Annotated in this window: 16 protein-coding genes; 4 read left to right on the forward strand and 12 right to left on the reverse strand. The window is 63.2% G+C overall.

Translation table 11 applies throughout. The features are described from left to right. Nucleotides 1-121 precede the first annotated feature (121 nt). From JX001_RS11430 to JX001_RS11455, 6 genes are all read right to left on the reverse strand, one after another. Entirely contained in the window at nt 122-847 is a 726-nt protein-coding gene (locus JX001_RS11430) for a hypothetical protein (protein WP_165116497.1), read from the reverse strand. Between the two features lie 338 nt (nt 848-1,185). Next, the gene (locus JX001_RS11435; protein ID WP_241004622.1) at nt 1,186-3,417 is read right to left on the reverse strand and encodes an ABC transporter permease; all 2,232 of its coding nucleotides are present in this window, start codon (nt 3,415-3,417) and stop codon (nt 1,186-1,188) included. Nucleotides 3,418-3,470: 53 nt separating this feature from the next. Then, on the reverse strand, nt 3,471-4,532 hold the full coding sequence (locus tag JX001_RS11440; protein ID WP_240893508.1) for an HlyD family secretion protein: 1,062 nt from the start codon (nt 4,530-4,532) through the stop codon (nt 3,471-3,473). After that, nucleotides 4,529-6,052, reverse strand: a complete 1,524-nt coding sequence (locus JX001_RS11445; protein WP_205681121.1) for a TolC family protein — start codon at nt 6,050-6,052, stop codon at nt 4,529-4,531. The genes JX001_RS11440 and JX001_RS11445 overlap by 4 nt, the downstream gene beginning before the upstream one ends. A 322-nt stretch (nt 6,053-6,374) precedes the next feature. Next, on the reverse strand, nt 6,375-7,004 hold the full coding sequence (fixJ, locus tag JX001_RS11450; protein ID WP_165116491.1) for a response regulator FixJ: 630 nt from the start codon (nt 7,002-7,004) through the stop codon (nt 6,375-6,377). Continuing rightward, nucleotides 6,994-8,472, reverse strand: a complete 1,479-nt coding sequence (locus JX001_RS11455; protein ID WP_174085750.1) for a sensor histidine kinase — start codon at nt 8,470-8,472, stop codon at nt 6,994-6,996. The genes fixJ and JX001_RS11455 overlap by 11 nt, the downstream gene beginning before the upstream one ends. 151 nt (nt 8,473-8,623) lie before the next feature. Here JX001_RS11455 and JX001_RS11460 point away from each other — a divergent pair, with 151 nt between their 5' ends. The 3 genes from JX001_RS11460 (at nt 8,624) to JX001_RS11470 (ending at nt 10,379) form a co-directional block, all read left to right on the forward strand. After that, entirely contained in the window at nt 8,624-9,313 is a 690-nt protein-coding gene (locus tag JX001_RS11460; RefSeq protein WP_165116487.1) for an alternative oxidase, read from the forward strand. A gap of 222 nt (nt 9,314-9,535) precedes the next feature. Then, nucleotides 9,536-10,090 carry a dihydrofolate reductase family protein gene (locus JX001_RS11465; RefSeq protein WP_165116485.1) on the forward strand — a complete coding sequence of 185 codons (555 nt, stop codon included), beginning with the start codon at nt 9,536-9,538 and terminating at the stop codon, nt 10,088-10,090. Between the two features lie 145 nt (nt 10,091-10,235). Beyond that, nucleotides 10,236-10,379: a hypothetical protein gene (locus JX001_RS11470; protein ID WP_174086714.1), complete on the forward strand. Its 144-nt coding sequence runs from the start codon at nt 10,236-10,238 to the stop codon at nt 10,377-10,379. A gap of 89 nt (nt 10,380-10,468) precedes the next feature. Here JX001_RS11470 and JX001_RS11475 read toward each other — a convergent pair whose 3' ends face one another. Further along, nucleotides 10,469-11,764 (reverse strand): cation:proton antiporter, encoded by a 1,296-nt coding sequence (locus JX001_RS11475; protein ID WP_165116483.1) that lies wholly within the window; start codon nt 11,762-11,764, stop codon nt 10,469-10,471. A 375-nt stretch (nt 11,765-12,139) separates the two neighbouring features. On the opposite strand from JX001_RS11475, the gene JX001_RS11480 reads away from it, so the two are divergent. Beyond that, nucleotides 12,140-12,424 (forward strand): putative quinol monooxygenase, encoded by a 285-nt coding sequence (locus tag JX001_RS11480; RefSeq protein WP_240893662.1) that lies wholly within the window; start codon nt 12,140-12,142, stop codon nt 12,422-12,424. A gap of 811 nt (nt 12,425-13,235) precedes the next feature. Here the strand turns inward: JX001_RS11480 and JX001_RS11485 are convergent. The 5 genes from JX001_RS11485 to JX001_RS11505 all read right to left on the reverse strand — a co-directional run bounded on the left by JX001_RS11485 (nt 13,236) and on the right by JX001_RS11505 (nt 19,360). After that, nucleotides 13,236-13,862, reverse strand: coding sequence for a sensor histidine kinase (locus tag JX001_RS11485; protein ID WP_241004841.1), 627 nt, complete (start codon nt 13,860-13,862; stop codon nt 13,236-13,238). A 65-nt stretch (nt 13,863-13,927) separates the two neighbouring features. After that, nucleotides 13,928-14,107 (reverse strand): hypothetical protein, encoded by a 180-nt coding sequence (locus JX001_RS11490; RefSeq protein WP_350354474.1) that lies wholly within the window; start codon nt 14,105-14,107, stop codon nt 13,928-13,930. A gap of 3 nt (nt 14,108-14,110) precedes the next feature. Beyond that, nucleotides 14,111-17,560 (reverse strand): response regulator, encoded by a 3,450-nt coding sequence (locus JX001_RS11495; protein WP_165116472.1) that lies wholly within the window; start codon nt 17,558-17,560, stop codon nt 14,111-14,113. A 192-nt stretch (nt 17,561-17,752) separates the two neighbouring features. Continuing rightward, nucleotides 17,753-18,520, reverse strand: a complete 768-nt coding sequence (locus JX001_RS11500) for a hypothetical protein (protein WP_165116470.1) — start codon at nt 18,518-18,520, stop codon at nt 17,753-17,755. Nucleotides 18,521-18,571: 51 nt separating this feature from the next. Next, nucleotides 18,572-19,360 (reverse strand): lysozyme inhibitor LprI family protein, encoded by a 789-nt coding sequence (locus tag JX001_RS11505; RefSeq protein WP_205681122.1) that lies wholly within the window; start codon nt 19,358-19,360, stop codon nt 18,572-18,574. Nucleotides 19,361-19,390 lie beyond the last annotated feature (30 nt).

Raw genomic sequence — 19,390 nt, forward strand, 5'->3', positions numbered from 1 at the left:
CCCCCCCTTTGCGGCTGCCCAGTGTACTTTTCCGGATGTACACCCAGACGACAAATCACTCAGTGCATCAGCCGGGATTTACACCAAGCCGACATCGCTTAGTGCAGGCGCCCAGATGAACTCACATCGCATCGAGCGCACTCCCTAGCATGCCAGAAAGCTCGGACAGGTCGCCTTCGCCGGTCATAATGGCTTTGATGCCTTTGAGCGCCCCGTCGAACGTGGCGGAGGCCCCCTTGGACACCAACTCATTGGCACTCGTTGTGAGCACGGCACTCAGAGCAATACGAAGCTCGCTCTGACTGAGCACTCCCTTCCTCTTGAGATGCTTCGCCAGCTGCTCCGCCCGAGAGGTCGGCAAGAGGCTATTCAACACCTCGGCGAAATGGCTGGGATCGATCTTGAGAATGTCGCCGCTCAGAGAGACGTCGGCAAAAACGCCGCGATCTTGCATCTTGCCGGTGATCGCTGCCTTCACGAGCGGAGACGTGATGCCGAAACTGACGTTGGCACCATCCTTCCAATATTTGGAGGTAGTCAGTGCCATCATCACGGCATGATCGGTGTCAGCCTCGGACACGTTTCGAAGCTGATATTCGAAGAGCAAAGACCGAGCCCGCGCCGGCGTCATGTTCAGAGCTCTAGCGAGCCGATACATCGATCCATCGGCGTCAACGACATCGTTTTGGAGGAGGAATGAGAAGATCGCCAGATCGATCTCTCTCTTCGGCATGACGCCAAATGCGCTGGCAGCGTAAGCTCCCATGAAGCGACGCCCGAAAGCAGCCGCTAGTTTATCATCCTTAAACGCTGCCCGAACCTCTTCGAGACTTCTCGCAACCATCATGCCCTCGCCAGCCGCCCAATCGGCGAAACCCTAGGCTAGCCCTCTCAGTGCGTTTTTCCAGATGTACACTGAAAGCTAATTTAGCTGCTTTGGGCCAGAAGCGGCCACTGTCGGCGTTGCAAGAACGCGACTTAGAAGCTCGACGTGGGTCTGGTTACTGGTTGCTTGCTGAGTTCTGCTCTAAGCCCGTCGCCGATGTTTGAACAGTTCAGCTTCGATGGATAGCGCGAACGTCAGCCAAAGCGGGATAGGAACCGATATCCGCAGTGTCGCCATCCCTTTCGATGTCGAGATAGAGTTTGTTTCTCTCTAGCTAACTGATTTGTTCGCGCCCGACGTCATCGACGCAGGTCAGAACGCGCTGGTCCACCCACCACCCACAGGCCGCCATAGACGAAGGCAAGGCCTGTCAAAATGGCTGCCAAACCTGAGACTTCTGAAAGGCTGGCGCCCATGGCGTTCAGGCGAACAAAGGCCTGAACGGCAGCGGTGGACGGTGAAAAATGCGCGAGCCAGACGAGACCTTCAGGCATCATGAAATGCGGCCACGCAGCGCCTGACAGGAAGAACAAGGGCGCGGAAGTGCCGACCAGAACCTGCAAGACCCGTTCATGGCGATCGAAAAGCGCGCCTAGAAGCAGACCCACAGCGGCGACCGCCGCTGAAAATATGGGCGCCAGCAGTAGGACGCCGATCAGGTTGCCTGCTCGGGGATAGTCCTGAAACCAGAACACGAAACCGAAATAGAAGAGGCTGGAGGCTGTCCCAATCGCCGTAAGCGCCAGCCACAGACCCAAGCGCGCGCTGCGTTTCAGCCTAGCCGCGCCGGTCTCTCGACGCACGGCTGTGATCACGCCGGCTCCCAGCAATAGCGTCTGCTGCAGGATGATCAAACTAACCGCCGGCACGGCGTAACCGCCGTAGCCCTCCGTCGGGTTGAAGAGGGAAACCTGCTTCAGGGTCGGCGCCAATCTGACGGCGCGGGCGATATCAGGCAGCCCTTTCAACTGCGCCTCGGCGACCTGCGCTGTTGCGGCGGCGACGGCTCTGCCGACAGCCGTGACACGAACCAGATAGCCGCCGTTCAGCCAGATGGCCACGCCCGTCGGCGCCCCCCTGAGCAGATCGGCCTCAAAACGCTGAGGCAGGACGACGACCCCGTCGACCACGCCGCGCCGCATCAGTTCAAAGCCCTCAGCAGGGGATGAAATCACGGCGGCGACCTCGATCTCGCGCGACGCATTCAGGTCTTCGACAAGAGTGCGCGTCAGCGCTGTCTGCGTCGGTGTCGCTATGGCGATGGGCAGTCCCGTCGCGGCCTGTCCGGCATAGGCGGCCGGATAGTAAAAGGCGTAAAGGACGACGGCCAGGATCAGCAGACTGCTGACCGGCCGCGCACGCGGCAGGTTCCGGAACGTCGCGGCGAAGGCGGCGATAACGCCCTGTTGCGGGAGCGGAAAGTTCAAATTCTCCGGCTTGGGGACAAGACGCGCTCGTACCCGGATGAAAAGCGCCGAAATGATCAGACCGAGCACGGTGACGCCGCTCAGAATCATCAAGTCTCGCCATGCCGATGCGGAAGTCGCACCCGCGACCAGCTGGCCCGTCTGCAGCCGTAGATAGTGCGTATAGGGAAGAATATCGCTCCAGATCCGAGCGAAGCGCGGCCCATGGTCCAGCGGCAGAGTGCCGTTGGAAAAGGCGATGGCCGCACCCGAATAGATGGCGGTGGCCGAGAACGCCATATCCACCTCGCCAAGCGCGGCGACCAGAAAAGCCGACAAGACAACGCTCACCGCCATCAAGGCGAGCATGCCAAGGATCAGCAAAGGAAGAGAGCCTGCTACACCCCAGCCCCGGACGCCGCTGAGCCAGGCGATCCAGGCCAACCCCCACAGGCTGAAGACCACGAAGTGCGGAATGAGTCGCCCGATCAGAGCTGTTGTCGTGAAGCCGCTCGTCTCGGCCTCGAAGTGCTTGAAAGAGCCACCCTGCATTTGCCGACCAACCGCCAACACCGCGGAACAAGCCGCCAGCAGATGAAGGACCCCCGGCGCCAGAAGTCCGCCGAGAAAAAGCTCGAAGCTGAGCTGCGGATTGCCGACGATCGACACCTGGACAGCGGGGAGTTGCAATGCGGTTTCGGGCAATCCTCTCTGGCGCGCGCGTTCTTGCAACTGCTGGCCGGCCGCTGATGCGATGGCCGCGCTCTGCCCCAAGGCCGACAAGGCGCCGACCGTCTGGAAGGCGCCATTGAACGACACGGTCACCTGTTCCGGCCGACGAAACGCCCCGTCAGAAAAATCTGCTGGAAAATGAGCGACGCTGTAAATCTCGCCCCGTCGCATCAAGGCCATGGCCTCTGTCATCGTCGCCGGAGCATGGGTCACGCGAACACCGGCGCTCGCCTCCATGTTGCGAATTGCGGCGCGGCTGAAGGCCGAATTGTCTTGATCGACCACGGCGACCGGGGCCTGACGGATCACTCCAGGGGCCAGCATCGCCGCGATGACCATCAGCAGGATCAGCGGCAGGCCAAAGGCGACGAACGCGTCCCACCGTCGGGTCACCAGGACGCGTGCCTCGTCCCGAACGGCCGATACGAAGACGGCCGCGAGGCGTCTCACCGTGCCGACCAATCGAACAGCACGCTCATGCCAGGCCTCAGGCCGCTGACAGGTCGAACAGGCTTGGCCTTGACCTGAAAGCTTCGCACGTCATAGCCGCTGGACTGCCGGGTTGAGCGCCAGGTGGCGAACTCGCCCTGAGGATTGATGCCGGTGATCCGGAAGGCCACGTCAGCGAGGCCGAGTGCGGGCACATCGCCACGCACGATCGCGCCGATTTTCAGATCGCGAAACTGATCCTCGCGCACACTGAAGGTAACCCAGGGGTCGCCGATGTCCACGATTGTGAAGACTGGCACGCCCGTGAGCACGAGCTCGCCGACATTGGCGAAACGCTCCGCAACCTCGCCGTCGTTTGGCGCAAGCAGTCGTGTCTCACCCTGGAGGCTTTGGACCTCGGCGACGGCGGCCTGCGCGCCTTGCACATTGGCGTCGGCAACGGATTTTTCCTGCGGTCGTGTCCCTGCCAACGCCTTCAGATACTGCTGACGGGCGGCTTCGGACTGCGAGGCTGTAGCAGCGCGAGCGGCCACGGCTTCGTCACGGCGTTGGGCGGAAATCACGCCTTCGGCGAACAGGTTCTCCGCCCGCCGCGCAGTCTGGTCCGCCAAACGAGCCGTCGCCTGGGCGGCGCGCCAGACGGACTCGACCGACTGCACATCCTCGCGGCGAGCGCCTTCGCGGCTCATCGACTGAATGGCCTCACTCGACTGAAGCAGGGCCCGGGCCTGAGCCTCCTTTGCTGCAACCTCGGGGCTGCTCATCAGAGCCAACTCTTGACCTGCCTTCACCTGATCGCCCTCTGACGCCAGGAAGCGCTCCACGCGGCTGGGCACCTTGGTCGCAACGGTAAAGGTCTCCGCCTCAACCATGCCCTGAACCTGATCCTTGGCAGGACGGGCCGCCAGGAAGAGGCCCACGACGATGAAACCGATCAGCAGTACGAGGCCGACGCCCACGATCACAGGCAGAATACGTCGCCGTGCAGACGTACGACTGGCCGCGATCGTCGGCGCACCGTTTGTCGGGGCATCGGCAAAGGGAGGCGTCTCGCTCATGGCGCGCTTATCCGGTCTTCGCGTTGCAGATAGTCGTTCAAGGTCAGATCGCTTCCCGACGCCGCCAGCAAGGCGGCCAGGCTGAGATCATATTCGTAAGCTGCTGCTGCGCGTTGCAAACGCGCGGCCCCCAGAAGATTGCGGGCGTCCACGACCGAGGCGGCTGTGGCCTCGCCTTCACGGAACCCAACCTCCTGAACTCTAAGATTCTCGCTGGCGGCCTCTAGGCTGCTGTCCATGCTCAGAAACTGACGACGCGCCAACTCCGCCTGATTATACGCTCGCGTGACCAGCAATCGGGCGTCGTCTCGGGCCTGTCGTTCCACCTCTGCAGCAGCCGAGGCCTGAGCGCGCGCTGCGCCCAGCATGCGTCGTCGATCCACCGTCGAAATCAGAGTGTAACGGGCGCCGATCCCAACCGCCCAATCCGGCTCGGTCGGCAGAGCGTCGTCTGGGTTCAGGTTGTAGGTTCCGAATGCATAGACGGACGGCTTCATTCGTGACGCCGCGAGATCGGCGCCCGCCTCGGCCAGATCGCGCCCGGCTTGAGCCTGCGCAAGGCGAGCGTTCGCCTGGCTTGCCTGGTCAAGAAACACGCCGGCTGGACCGATTGGGTCACGGTTTACGAACAGGGGCGTGGTCGGAACGACGGCGCCATTGGTGTCAACAATCCTGGCGAGGGACGCCACGGCGTTGTCGTGCTCCAGTTCGGCCCTGTTGACCTGCCGCTGAGCCGCATCGCGGGCGACTTCGACCTGAAGCGTCTGGGCGTGGCTGAGCACGCCTTGCGATTCCAACAGTCGAGCGTTGCGCAAATGCAGATCGAAGCCGTCACGGGTCTCGCGTGCGATCTTCAGCGCTTCGGCGGCCAGCACCTGGCCAAAGTACGCCCGCGCCAGATTGACGTCCTCCAGACTGACCGCTTCCTGCTGCTTCGCCTGCGCCAGCTCCACATTGGCCGCCGCCGCTCGCCGGAGAGCTGGAATCGCGCCGCCGGTGTAGATCGGTTGAAGCGCGGTCACCGTGGGGCGAAAGGTCGTGTCGTCGACCTGCAATCGGACGTCTTGCGGCAAGGCGGCGAAAATTTCGGGAAGCGCCGCTTCCAGCCGCTGGCCGATACTCTGCAACACGTCACCCGGCACACCCGGCAAATCCGAGATGAGCCCAGGAATGGCGGCGCCGAGCTCGGCCTGTGCGCGGTCCAGCGTGTCGCCCAGCGAGAGATCGAATGTCTTGCGATAACGGATCAACTGAGCATCGAGCGCTACGGTCGGCCGATTCAGCCCGGCAGCCACATCCGCCTGAGCCCTGGCGGCCTGCATCCCATAGCCCGCAGCGCGACCGAGACTGGAGTTGGAGCGAACACGTTGTTGAGCGGCCGCATAGGTCAGAGCGACTGTAGCGTCGCCCTGGGCCGCCTCTTGGGGCGCGGCCTGAACTTGGGAGACCGCCGCAAGGGCGTTCGGCGCTGATCCGGCCAAAATGCCCACAGCAACCCAGCCGATCCAAGCTCTACCCATAGCTTCACCCCGACGTCAGCAAGCATAACTAACTCAAGCGCAGCCGTTACGTCCAGCAACTGGCGTTGCGATATCAGCCAACGGTCTAACCCTATCCTCGTTATCGAGCGGTCGCTGTTGGAAGTTAGTTGCCTAGAAGCTGACATCCCTTAGGTCGCCTTGGCGTCAGAAGCCGTCTTTGGTCCCTACCCGCTCACCGCGTTTGGCCCGCTACGCCAAGGGGCCCGCTCGCTCAGTGGATTTTTCCCGATCTACCCTGAGCGACCGGAACGGCCCTTTTGCGCCAGGAGCGGAAACCGCCCAAGGTCCGAAAACGCGACATTCAGATAACTGAGCTGTCGTTCGTGAACGGCTGCAGGGTCAGGACCATCCGCACCAGTTCGGACAGGCTTCCCGCCTGCATTTTTGACATCAGGTTGGCGCGATAGACCTCGACGGTGCGCGGGCTGATGTCGAGGTCGTAGGCGATGACCTTGTTGGCGTGCCCCTCGACGAGCCCCTTCAGCACATCCCGCTCCCGGCCGGACAGGCTGTCGAAGCGGGCGGCGATCTCCCGGCGCTCGGCCTCCGCCGACGCCGCTTCGCCGGCCTTATCGACGACGCGCCGGATCGCCGCCAGCAGCAGGTCGTCGTCGAACGGCTTCTCGATGAAATCGGCTACCCCGGCGTGCATCGCCTCGATCGCCAGGGGCACGTCGGCATGACCGGTGATGATGATCACCGGCTCGCGTGATCCGCCGTCACGCAAGCGCCGCGCCAGTTCGATGCCGGTCATCTCGGGCATGCGAACGTCGGTGACGATGCAGCCGGGCGATCGATCGGACGCGGCGAGAAAGGCGACAGCGGACTCATGGGTGCGGACCGTCAGATCGGCGGTCTCCAGCAGGAAGGCGATCGAGTCCCGCACGGCGGCGTCGTCATCGATCACATGGACGACGGTTTCATTCGCCATCGACCGGCTCCTCTTCAAGGTGGGCGCGCTGCAGGGTGAAGTGGAAATCGGTCCCGCCCGCGTCGTTGGCTTCAAACCAGATTCGGCCGCCGTGGGCCTCGATGATCGTGCGCGAGATCGACAGGCCGACGCCCATGCCGGTGCGCTTGGTCGTCACGAACGGCTGGAACAGCTGGTCCGCCACCTCAGGTAAAATCCCCGCCCCGGTGTCGGAGACCGTGATGCGCACATGCTCGTCGTCGATCGTGGCGACCGTGATCCCGAGGTCCCTGACCGGCGCATCCTCCATCACATCGACGGCGTTGCGGATCAGGTTCAGTAGCACCTGCTGCACCTGAACCTTGTCGGCTGCCACCCGGTCGGCGGCGGGATCGACATCGAAGCGAACGCGGACGCCGTGCTCGCGCGCGCCGACCAGCGCCAGGGCGCTGGCCTCCTCCACCAGCTTGGGCAGGTCCTCGATGCGCCGCTCGGTCTCTCCCCGCGCAACGAAATCACGCAGACGGCGGATGATGACGCCGGCGCGCAGGGCCTGCTCAGCGGCGCGATCGACGGCGTCCGCCACCCGCTCGAGCGGGACCGTCTCGGCCGCCAGCAGACGCCGCGAGCCCTTCAGATAGTTGGCGATGGCCGTAAGCGGCTGGTTCAGTTCGTGCGCCAGGGCCGACGCCATTTCGCCAAGCGCGGTCAGGCGCGAGACGCGCACCAGGTCGGCCTGGAGCTCCTGCAGGCGCGCCTCCGCCTGCTGCCGCTCGGTCAGGTCGCGAACGAATCCGGTGAAGAAGCGTCCTTCGGCGGTGCGCATCTCGCCGACAGACAGCTCCATCGGAAAGGTCGAGCCGTCCCGGCGCTCGCCCACGACCACCCGGCCCAGGCCGATGATCCGCCGCTCACCGGTGCGATAGTACCGCTCCAGATAGCCGTCGTGCGCCTCGCGGTGGGGCGACGGCATCAGGACGCTGACGTTCCGGCCGACCGCCTCGTCCGCCGTCCAGCCGAACAGACGTTCCGCCGCGGGGCTGAAGGCCCGCATGACCCCCTTGTCGTCGATCAGGATCATGGCCTCCGGCACAGTGTTGAGGATCAGGCGCAGATGGGTCTCGCGGCCCGAAAGCTCGCGGTGCGCGCGCTGAAACCACTCTCCGCCCAGCGTTACGGCGGCGGCGACGATGAGGAACAGCAGGGTCTCCAGCCAGGACGGGTCCGTGGTCCGCGCCAGTGCCAGACCGCCGAACAGCCCCAGCAGCGTCGCGAAGACGCCTGGCCCGGCGCCCCCGAGCGCCGCGCCGACCACGACGGCCGGCACGAAGATCAGGAAGGACGCCTGCGCGTCCAACGGGTCCGGCAGTTGCAGCCGCACCAGGGCCGCCAGGCCGGCGACGAGCAGCGAAGCCCCCGCAGCGATCCACGGCGAGTGCGGTCGGATCAGGGCCGACGGCGAGGTGATCGGCGATCGGAAGACGCGCATCGATCCTTCCCTACCCTTTCCGGCCACCGCTCCGCGCCTCCGCAATTCCCCCTAGGGTCAAGACCCAAATACCGGGATGCAGGGAGTGGTTCTACACCGCCGTCATCGCCAGACGCCGGATGGACCGGCGGACATCCCAAGGATACAGGCCATGAGCGCCCCCCTCGTCGATCTCTCCATCCACCACCAGCCCAAGGGGCTGTCGGACCGCGTCGCATTCGGCTTCACCAAGCTGCTGCGCTGGTGCGCCGACACCTTCTTCGCCAAGCGCTACGGCCACCGCGCCGTCGTTCTGGAGACGGTCGCGGCCGTGCCCGGGATGGTCGGCGCCACCATCAACCACCTCAGCTGCCTGCGCCGCATGTGCGACGACAAGGGGTGGATCAAGACGTTGATGGACGAGGCCGAGAACGAGCGCATGCACCTGATGACCTTCATCGAGGTGGCCAAGCCGACCCTGTTCGAGCGGTTCGTCATCGTCTCGGTGCAGTGGGTCTTCTACCTGTTCTTCTTCGCCCTCTACCTGGTCTCCTCCAAGACGGCGCACCGCGTGGTCGGCTATTTCGAGGAAGAGGCGGTGATCAGCTACACCCACTACCTGGCCGAGATCGACGAGGGCCGCAGCCCCAACGTCCCCGCTCCGGCGATCGCCAAGGCCTATTGGGGCCTGCTCGAGGACGCCACCCTGCGTGATGTGGTGCTGGTCGTCCGGGCCGACGAAGCCCACCACCGCGACGTCAACCACGGCTACGCCAACGAGCTCGGCGGCCTGCCGGTCCCGGCGGTGGCGCCCTGCCCGCCCCACATCGCCCTCGAGCCCACCTGGAAGACTGCAGCCTGACCCACGTCGTTAGACCTTGTGAAGCCCCCGGCCATCCGCCCGGGGGCTTTGTTTTACCGCCCACGCCACGACTGCGTTGCGCCAGGAGCGGTCATGCGGACCATGCCGGAAAGACGACATTCCGTGCGTGGATCAGAGGTCCTCTTTAGGGGGCGATGGCTGCTTCGCAAACCAACCCGTTGCGGACGTTGAGCTCGAGCCAAGATCGCATAGGCTAGCCTCATGGGACTTCTGACCTTCAGCATCAACCTCACTCTAGATGGCTGCGTCGACCATCAGGAAGGCATCGCCGACGACGAGACGCACGCCTTTTTTACCCGCTTGATGGACGAGAACGGCGCGATGCTCTGGGGTCGTGTGACCTACGAGATGATGGAGAGATACTGGCCTACCGTCGCTAGTGGCGAGGTGGATGCACCTGCGGCGATCCGCGAGTGGGCGGTCAAGCTGGAAGACAAACCAAAGTATGTGGCGTCAACGACGCGTACGACGTTCCCGTGGACAAACAGCCACCATCTTGGCAGCGACTTACATGCGGCGGTGCAAGCGCTGAAGGACGCTACGCCGGCTGGCGTGCTCCTCGGCAGCGACAAGCTGGCGACGGAACTAGATCGGTTGAATCTGATCGACGAATACAAGCTCGTCGTTCATCCAAGGATCGCAGGGCACGGTCCGACCCTTTATCACGCCGGCTTGTCCGCAACACGCAGACTAGAACTGCTCTCGACCAAGCCTTTCAGTAACGGCGCGGTCGCTATGCATTACCGAGCTCATTGATTGAAAGTTGGGACGATGTCCGCTTCCCACCCGAGGCGGACATCGGCCCAGCCGATTAGGCTAGTGCGATCTGGGGTATTCGCATGTCAAAGTCGCCTGCTGGATCGTTCAACTGACCATGGGCAGTGATGTCCAGCGTGACGGCATGTTCCTCGAACTGTCGGATGGGGTGATCGAACACGCGCTCTTGGCAGAGGTTTTCTACGCTGACGCAAACGGTCAGATGACCTTGGCGACGTTTGATAACGGAAGCATCCCCCTTGAAGTCGTGGAGTGGCTCATCTCGTAAGCTAAGCGAAGGCTACCGCCAGTCGATGACCGCTAACCACCCGTAGCGGACATTTGAGGTGCCTGATCCAATCGGCCTTGGTCACAAAGTCAGGCTGACGTTCCTCGCCCCGACGTTTCGGCCTGCACCCCATCCGCCTCTGCATCCGGATCGCGGCCTTCGCTGCGGTCAAACCATCGCATCACCGGCGTGACCGTGATCCCGTGCAGCAGGATCGACATCAGGCAGATCAGCCCCACGATGGCCCACAGCCGGTCGTCGCTCTCGAACGGCGCGGCGTTCAGCCCATAGGCCAGATAGTAGAAGGAGCCCACGCCCCGGATCCCGAAGAAGGCCAGAATCAGCTTCTCGCGCATCGGCCGCCTCCAGCCGATGAAGCCGATCATCCCGGTCAGAGGCCGCACCACCAGCACAATCGCCAACGCCACCATCGCATCCAGCGGCCGCAGCGGCGCCAGCAGGCCCGACGCCAGCCCCCCGCCGAACAGCACCAGCACCACCATCATCGCCATACGCTCGATCTGCTCGATGAAGTCGTGCATCTCGACTTGGAAATCGTGGTCCCGGTCGGCGTGCCGGAACGCCAGCGCCGTGATGAACACCGCCAGAAAGCCGTAGCAGTGCAGCATCTCCGTCACCGAGTATGAGATGAAGGTCGCCGCCAGGGCGATGAACCCGTCGCGCGTCGCGGCCAGTCGCGTGCTGGCCGGAATGGTGAAGGTTAGCCAGCCGAACAGCCAGCCGATCGCCCAGCCGATGCCCAGCCCGGCGCCGATTTCCCACAGCACGCTGACGGTCAGCCACTCTACGAACCAGTCGTCCTTCTGGCCCGCCGCCACCAGGGCCAGGGCGATGGCCAGGTTCACGAACGGGAACGCCAACCCGTCGTTCAGCCCCGCCTCGGACGTCAGGCCGAACCGCACCTCGTCTTCACGCCCTTCGCCCGGCGCCGCCACCTGGATGTCCGACGCCAGCACAGGATCCGTCGGCGCCAGCGTGCCGGCCAGCAGGATCGCCCCCGCCAGGCCCAGCCCCAGGACCGTCCATCCCAGCAGCGCGATCGCCACGATCGACAGCATCATGGTGACGCCCAGCAACCGCCAGGTCACGCCCCATCGCCTCGGATTGAAGATCCGGTCGATCTTCAGCCCTGCCCCCATCAGGGCGATGATCACCACGAACTCGGTCAGCCGCTCGGTGATCTCGGGATAGGTCTGCGGCAGCGGATCGAACCCCACCTGCGGCAGGCTGAACAGCGCGGCCCCAAGCCCGACGCAGACGATCGGCAGCGAAAGCGGCGCGCGCCGGAACACCAGCGGCAGCCACGCCACCAGCGCGACCAGCGCCCCCACCACAAACAGCATGAGGATATAGGAATCGGGCATGGCTCTCCGGAGGATCGACAAGGCGTCGTTCCCTTAATGCGGCAACGCCCGTCCGGTTACCGGTCGTTTCTAGAGGCTATGGTTCCACGCCCCGTTGTTTCGATGAGGAACGTCCACTAATCACCCCGATTTGGCGTCAAGGGCGACTGCTTTCCGGCCTAACGGCCAACATCCGCGTTCGGCGCCAAAGCCCAGGACCGAAATCGACCCGTTGCGGAACTATCCGCTTGTCTCGATCCATCGGCCAGCTAACGTATTGCGATGGAAATCAGCCGCAGAATCGTCGTTGCTGGCGTGGGCTTGGCCGTCACTTCACCGCTTCGCGCGTCTGCTGCGGACATGGAAAGTTCATCGATGTACGGCTTGATCGGCAAAATGACAGCGCAGCCAGGTCATCGCGACGAGCTGGTCAGAGTCCTCATCGAGGGTGTAAGCGGACTGCCGGGCTGTTTGAGCTACATCGTTGCTTTGGACCCGCTAGAGCCGGAGGTGATTTGGATCACAGAGGCATGGCAGAGCAAGGAAGCGCACGGCGCGTCACTCACGCTTCCGGCGGTCCGCGATGCGATCTCGAGAGGGCGACCGATGATCGCGGGAATGTCGAGGGTGGCCGAGACGGCGCCCGCAGGAGGGTACGGCCTCTCGGCGCCTGCCCACTAACATCCGCTTCCCACCCAAAGCTGACCATCGCCGGGCTTGCTTCAGGGCCCGGCTTAGGGTCACAAGTCGATTTGCTCTGACATCTCCCAGGCGTCATCCACCTCGATACCGAGATATCTGACTATGCTCTCCAATCTCCTGTGGCCGATCAGGAGCTGGCATGCGCGAAGATTGCCTGTCATTCTTGTGAATGAGCGAGACCTTAGTGCGTCTAAGGCTGTGAGCGCCGTACCCTTAGGGCTCTAGGTCAATCAACGGCGCCATCGGTCTATCAGCCCAGCATACGGCCTGGCGCCGATGTGCTGGCCGCACCGGCTCCGGCTTGGGAACGGCCAGTCGTCTTCAGGCTGGCGCGGCACACTCAGGCGAGCAGCGATCGCATCACGCGCAGGCTCGGTGATCTCAACGGGCACAGGTCTCCCGGTCTTCTGTTGGATGACGACCGACCGCTGACGGAGAACACCGCCTCTCGCCGCATCGCTCACGCGAAGTCGGACCAGGTCGCAGGCGCGTAGTTTCGAATCCAACGCGCAGTTGAACACGGCGAGGTCGCGAAATCTCCTAGCCACACTCAACTGTTGTCGGATGGACCAGATGAGCTTGGGCTTAAGCGGCGCCTTGGGGCCGATTAGACGGCGCGTTCCCTGAGGGCTTCGGTTGTAGGAACAGGTCAGACTGTCGCATGCCCCCTCCTCTGAGGTCGCCTGCCTGTCGTGACGCCTGCTTCCAGATAATGAACTTCTGGGCGCCAGTCCCAGACATTCACTGCCGCATTGTTTGGCAATAGCCGCGCCTACTCCGACGGTCGATGCTATGCTGAACGCGGCAACCGTATGGTGAAACAGCTGCCGGCGCCCGGACCGTCGCTTTCCACGCGGATGTCGCCCTTATGCAGATCGACCAGTTGGCGGACCAGGGCGAGACCGATGCCAAGGCCTTCGCTGGATCGATCGTCGGGCCCCTTCAACTGCGTGTACAGCTCAAAGACCCGAGCTTGCATATCCTTGGAAATGCCGACGCCAGTGTCGGAGACGGCGACTTCGACGTAGTCGGGCCCGGCGTTCGCCCGGAGCTGGATCGTCCCGCCCGACGGGGTGTATTTGGCTGCGTTGGTCAGCAGATTGCTGACGATCTGCGATAGGCGGGTGAAGTCGGCTGTGACCCATACGGCTTCCGTCGGTAGGTCAAACGTGAAGGCATGCCCACCCGCGTCGATCTTGGGACGGCTTGTATCGATCGCGGAGTCCAGCACGGTCTTTAACTGCACCCGTTCGAGGCGCAGGGCGATCTTGCCCTGATCTATCCTCGAAACGTCAAGCAGATCCTCGACAAGCCGCGAGAGGTGAAACACTTGGGTCGCCATCCGCTCCCGGATGACGGCGGCTTGATCTGGCTCGCCGGCGCGATCGAGCAACTTCAGCCCTGCGTTCAGGGCCATGAGGGGATTGCGTAGCTCATGACCCAAGACCGCCAGGAACTCGTTCTTGCGTTGATCTGCGGCGCTCAAGGCCGTCGCATGCACGTCCAATTCGTCTCGTTGCAGGCGTAGCCCATCTGGTCGCGGGCCTGCACTAGCCTCCGCTTGATCGACGCACGGGCATAGTGACGGAAGTCGAAATGATAGCGCTGGAACAGCGCCTCCAGCAGCAGTTGGATTTCGAGGTCTTCGAGAGCGTCGGCCATGGATCAGCGCGGCATCCACACGCGGACCAGAGAGAGCAACTTATCGACATCCAGGGGCTTGGCCATGTAGTCGTTGGCCCCTGCTGCGAGACAGCGTTCCTGGTCGTCCGGCATGGCTTTGGCGGTCAGCATCAGGATCGGCAGGCCGCCCCAGCGTCCATCGCTCCGGATGCGCTGTGTCGCGGTGAGCCCGTCCATGACCGGCATCATCACATCCATCAGAACGAGGTCTATGGCGGGTGCAGAGGCGGCGGACGCATCGAGCGCGTCGAGCGCTTCCTGCCCGTTGCGCGCGATCTGCACGACGGCGCCGCGAGGTTCGAGCACGCTGGTGAGGGAATAGATGTTTCGGACATCATCCTCGACGACGAGGATGCGCCGGCCTTCCAGCACGGCGTCTCGATTTCGCGCCTTCTGGATCATGCGCTGCTGTTCGGGCGGCATGTCGGCGACCACCTGGTGGAGGAACAGCGAGACCTCATCCAGCAGGCGTTCCGGCGACTTGGCGCCCTTGATGATGATTGAGCTGGAGTAGCGGCGCAGTTGTTGCTCGTGGTCCGCCGTCAGATCCTGGCCGGTATAGACGATCACCGGCGGATAGGCCTGCTGACCGTCCAGACTGAGCTTCTCCAGCAGCGAGAAGCCGGAGGCGTCGGGCAGGGACAGGTCCACAACCATGCAGTCGAAGGTCTGCTGTTCGAGGGTTTGAAGGCATTCCGCCGCCGTGCCCACCCCGACCGTCTCGACCCCGCCGCTCGACAGAAGGGCTCTCATGGCCTCGCGCTGGACGGCGTCATCCTCCACGATCAGGACTCGTCGAACGGTCCGGGTGAGGTCCTCCTCCAGGGCCCGAAGGACATCCGCCAGCGCCTCACGTTTGACCGGCTTGGTGAGATACCCCATCGCGCCAAGCGCGCGCGCGGTCGTGGCATGGTCTCCAGCGGACACCACATGGATCGGTATATGGCGGGTCTGGTCGTCGCGCTTCAGCGTGTCCAGGACCGTCAGACCGGACTGGTCAGGAAGGCCGACGTCAAGGACGATGGCGCTCGGCCGGTACTGTTTGGCGAGCTTGATCGCGTCCTCGCCATTACTGGCCACAAGACACTGGAACGCCATTTCGCGCGACAGGTCCCGGACGATGGCGGCGAAACGATCGTCGTCTTCAACGACCAGCAACGTGCGCCGGTTCACGGCCAGCGCGTCCCGATCATCCTCAATCGCGCGGGGCAGGACAGCGGGCGACGATTTCGGGGCGGCCTGCGTGACTGAGGACGCCGCGGGTTGCGGAGCAAAGGGCGCGCGCGACGCAACCTGAGCGGCGTCGTAGGCGAGGGGCGCGCTGAGGGTGAAGGTGCTGCCTTTGCCGGGCTTGCTTTCCAGAGTGATCGCGCCTCCGAGCAACCGAGCCAGTTCCCTGGAGATCGAAAGTCCGAGCCCCGTCCCGCCGTACTTGCGGCTGATCGTGCCGTCGGCCTGCTGGAAGGCTTCGAAGATGCTGTTCTGCTGTTCGCGCGAAATACCGATTCCGGTGTCTTTCACCGAAAAATCCAAGCCCCGGTCGCCGGGCGCGATCCTCAGCTTTACGCTCCCCTTCTCTGTGAACTTGAAGGCGTTCGAAAGCAGGTTCTTAAGGATCTGTTCCAGACGTTGACGGTCCGTCTCAACCAGATCGGGCGTCCCCTTGGCGACGTCGATCGTGAAGTTCAGCCCCCGCTGGTCTGCAATCGGATCGAACAGCTGGCGCAAGTCGCCGGCCAGTCTCTGGACCGAAACAGCTTCGGGACGGATCTGGACGTGCCCGGCCTCGATCTTGGAGAGGTCGAGAATGTCGTTGATCAACGTCAACAGATCGTCGCCCGAGGACTGAATGGTCCGGGCGTAGCGAACCTGCTCTTCGGACAGGTTTCCGTCGCTGTTGTCGCCGAGAAGCTTCGACAGGATCAGCAGGGAGTTAAGAGGCGTCCGGAGTTCGTGGGACATGTTGGCGAGGAAGTCGGACTTGTACTGGCTGGCCGCTTCGAGCTCCCGGGCCTTGAGGGCCAGATCGGCGCCGGTCCGTTCCAGGTCGTCGCGCTGTCCCTCCAGAACCTGTGCTTGCTCTTCCAGCTGGCTGTTGGTCTGTTCAAGCTCCACCTGCTGCTGCTCCAGCCGCACCTGGGATTCCTTGAGCGCGCGCCCCTGCTCCTCCAACTCCTCGTTGGAAACCCGAAGCTCTTCGCTCTGCACCTGTAGTTCCTCGGACTGGCGCTGGGTCTCTTCGAGGGCGTTCTGAAGATCCAGACGATAGCGCGCCGACCTGAGGGCGACGCCTATCGCAGCCGCACTTTCGTCCAGCAGCCGAAGGACCTGCGGTCCCGGGGCATGGATAAAGCCCAACTCGATCACGGCGTTGATGACGCCATCGGCGTTCGCAGGGGCGATGACGAGATGACGCGGGTCATCCCGTCCCAGCGCGGATCCAATAGTCAGATAGCCTTGAGGGACATCCGTCAGCAGCACTGACGCCCCATCAGCGGCGACCTGGCCCAGAAGGCCCTCCTTAAGTCGGAACTCCATAGGCACGGGCGCGTCTGATGGAACGCCCAGGGTGGCGGCGCGGCGGAAAACGCCGCCTTCGCCCTTGAAGATCGCTGCGGCTTGAAAGTCGACATATCGAGCCAGGAAGCCCAAGATGCTGTCGGCCAGCGCCTCGATGGTCTTGTCGCCGCTCATTGCTTCGGCGAGCCCAACCTGTCCGGCCTGAAGCCACTCCCGCCGGGCGCGTTCCCGCGTGCTGTTGCGGATGAGCAGGAACACCCCGACGGTGAGGGCGGCGCCGAGCAGGGCGGACAGGATTCCGGTCAGCAGGGCGGTCCGGTAAGCGACCTCCATCTCAGACAGCCACTGTCGCCGCTGCTGCGCGACGTCGGCGCGCATGATGGCCAAGCGTTCCCGGATCGCATTCATCGCCGTCCTGCCGCGGTCGGTTTCGATCATCGCGACGGCCGCCGCGAGGCCGCCCGTACGCCGCGCTTCGATTCCCCGGGTCAACTGCTCCATCTTGACGCCGACATGGCGCTTGACCTCTTTGAGGTTGGCCTGCTGCGCTGGGTCGCGCGAGGTCACTTCGGTGAGGATCGCAAGGTCACGGTCCATTGCGGCCACGGCGTCTTCGTAGGGCTCAAGATAACGGTCTTGGCCCGTGAGAAGGTAACCGCGCTGTCCCGTTTCAGCGTCCTGCACGGTCGACAGGACCTGGTCTATGGCCACCAGTGTCGTATGGGTTCCAACCACCTTCTGACTATTGGCGCGCAGGCCCTGGACGTTGAGGTAGGCGACGACGCCGCTAATCAGGAAGAAGGCGAGAACGAGCACGACGCCCACTCCGACCCAAATTTCGACCTTCGATCGAATGCGTCCAACGCCATGCTGCGTCTGAGCCAAGCTCGCTCTCCAACCCGAAAAGTTCATTCCGCCCGTCCATAGCTGCAAGCCACACCTGGGCAAACAGTGCTGAGGACGCCACCGATGTTTTCATAATTTCCCTGACCGAAAGCGGACGTCACCAACCGCCGCTTTGAGTCAGACTGAGACATTCGCCGTCCGCGCCCTGCCCGCTCAGTGCATTTGTCCACATCTACCCTGAGACAGCAGTTCGGCCGCTCAGCAGGTCAGCAGCTCGGGCAGATTGACCGGGTCATAGCTCTCTCCAACCTTGGCGTAGACGACCGTCGCATCCACGTCGCCCGTGTAGCGAACCCGCATCGACTTGCCCTTCTGACCGGGGATCAAGACCCCCTCCATGCTCTTGGTCTCCCCCTCTTCGCGCGCCCCGCCGTCGCTATAGGAGGTCGGGATCTGATCGATCCGCACGATAGGTTTGTCCGGGGTTAGCTCGATCACGTGTGCCCAGGTGCAGGTGTAGCCCTGCCATGTGCCGCCAGCCTCTGCGACCAGGGCCGGTGACGGGGTAAGATCAGTCCGGATCTTCCATTCTGGCGGGGCTCCCCACGTCCCCGAAACGAGAAATCCAGGCCAGCTGCCGATGCGCGTGAAACTGTCTCCGGTACGCTGCAAATAGTGGATGGAGAGCGACCCCGAATTGACATGTCCCTCCCCGCCCTGCCCGTCAGAGATGAGAGCGTATCGGCCCCCCTCAAGCGCAATCAGCTTGCCGGACCGATAGGTCCGCGTGTCGGTCTGGTTACCTGTCCCTTCCTCACGCTCGATCGGGGGCGGCCCGCCCCACGCGGTTCTGAACGCCAGCGCGGTGAGCTGATCAGGAGTAAGCGGATCCGCTGTCGGTTTGACGACCGCGGCTACTGGTGCAGCTTTAGAGGCAATGGGGTTCGCGGGCGCTTCCGATTTAGGCGATAGGTCGCAGCCGACCAGCAGAAGGCAACCGAGCGCGATGAAGGGGATTGGTTTCACGCTAATCTCCAAATGCACTCGAAGGTCTGAGGCTCAAAGGCGAGAACCATGTCAGTCGCTGAGTTGACCGATCCGTTCTTCATACACTTTGTATAGGCAGCCAGTATCCGAGCACGTGTTGCGTATCGCGATCCACGCAGTCTGCTCACTTCCAGATCCCGGCTGAGCTTGGCGCCGGCGCGCATAGGCGGCTGCCATTTGACGATCGAGTTCGCCTAAACCAGGGTCTGCGCAGATCATCTGCTCGACCGATGTGCGAGCGCGGCGGCAATCGAAGCTGGCGGTTCCGACAGATGAGGGTTGCTGGACAACGAGTGATGGCGCGGTCGCCGGCGCAGAACTTCCGGAGCGGTTTTGGTTGAACTGACTCAGATCGGCATAGCCAATCAGACCTGGAATGCGCCCAAACTGATCCACTTGGTAGACAAGCCCGGTTCCATCCGCAGCCGGTTGCATTGAGTAGGTCACGTCGGCGACGAGGTCATCAGGACCGAACAGACTGCGGGCGCCTACGGGCACTTCAATGCGAAGACGGCCCGAACAGGTTGTTCGATCCAACGTCTTATCGTGCGCGTTCAAAAGCGGCATCTCTAGCTTGGCGACTGACTGCCGTTGGAGATCGTTCATCCGAACGGGATCGGCGGTCGACAGACGTCGGGCTGCATCGAATGCCATCGTTTTGAGCTGCTCAACAGTCTCAGGAGCAATACACCGAGCATTCGGCTGTAAAGCAACGGCAGAAATTTCCTCGTCCGTTCCGGCTGGGGGTGTCGGGGCTTTGTCGCCGCAAGCGCTCAGAAAAGACGCGGCAATCGAAGCCGCAAGCATCAATTTTTTCAAGTTTGCCCCCATTGCACTGTGCCGTTCTAC

It is taken from the genome of Brevundimonas fontaquae (assembly GCF_017086445.1).
In the GTDB taxonomy this organism is placed as follows: domain Bacteria; phylum Pseudomonadota; class Alphaproteobacteria; order Caulobacterales; family Caulobacteraceae; genus Brevundimonas; species Brevundimonas fontaquae.

Excerpts from the sequence above, each read along its gene's own strand:
- JX001_RS11430 (WP_165116497.1), bottom strand. The coding sequence starts at position 847 with ATGATGGTTGCGAGAAGTCTCGAAGAGGTTCGGGCAGCGTTTAAGGAT.
- JX001_RS11440 (WP_240893508.1), bottom strand. The coding sequence starts at position 4,532 with ATGAGCGAGACGCCTCCCTTTGCCGATGCCCCGACAAACGGTGCGCCG.
- JX001_RS11445 (WP_205681121.1), bottom strand. The coding sequence starts at position 6,052 with ATGGGTAGAGCTTGGATCGGCTGGGTTGCTGTGGGCATTTTGGCCGGA.
- fixJ (WP_165116491.1), bottom strand. The coding sequence starts at position 7,004 with ATGGCGAATGAAACCGTCGTCCATGTGATCGATGACGACGCCGCCGTG.
- JX001_RS11455 (WP_174085750.1), bottom strand. The coding sequence starts at position 8,472 with ATGCGCGTCTTCCGATCGCCGATCACCTCGCCGTCGGCCCTGATCCGA.
- JX001_RS11460 (WP_165116487.1), top strand. The coding sequence starts at position 8,624 with ATGAGCGCCCCCCTCGTCGATCTCTCCATCCACCACCAGCCCAAGGGG.
- JX001_RS11465 (WP_165116485.1), top strand. The coding sequence starts at position 9,536 with ATGGGACTTCTGACCTTCAGCATCAACCTCACTCTAGATGGCTGCGTC.
- JX001_RS11470 (WP_174086714.1), top strand. The coding sequence starts at position 10,236 with ATGTTCCTCGAACTGTCGGATGGGGTGATCGAACACGCGCTCTTGGCA.
- JX001_RS11475 (WP_165116483.1), bottom strand. The coding sequence starts at position 11,764 with ATGCCCGATTCCTATATCCTCATGCTGTTTGTGGTGGGGGCGCTGGTC.
- JX001_RS11480 (WP_240893662.1), top strand. The coding sequence starts at position 12,140 with ATGACAGCGCAGCCAGGTCATCGCGACGAGCTGGTCAGAGTCCTCATC.
- JX001_RS11485 (WP_241004841.1), bottom strand. The coding sequence starts at position 13,862 with ATGGCCCTGAACGCAGGGCTGAAGTTGCTCGATCGCGCCGGCGAGCCA.
- JX001_RS11490 (WP_350354474.1), bottom strand. The coding sequence starts at position 14,107 with ATGGCCGACGCTCTCGAAGACCTCGAAATCCAACTGCTGCTGGAGGCG.
- JX001_RS11495 (WP_165116472.1), bottom strand. The coding sequence starts at position 17,560 with ATGAACTTTTCGGGTTGGAGAGCGAGCTTGGCTCAGACGCAGCATGGC.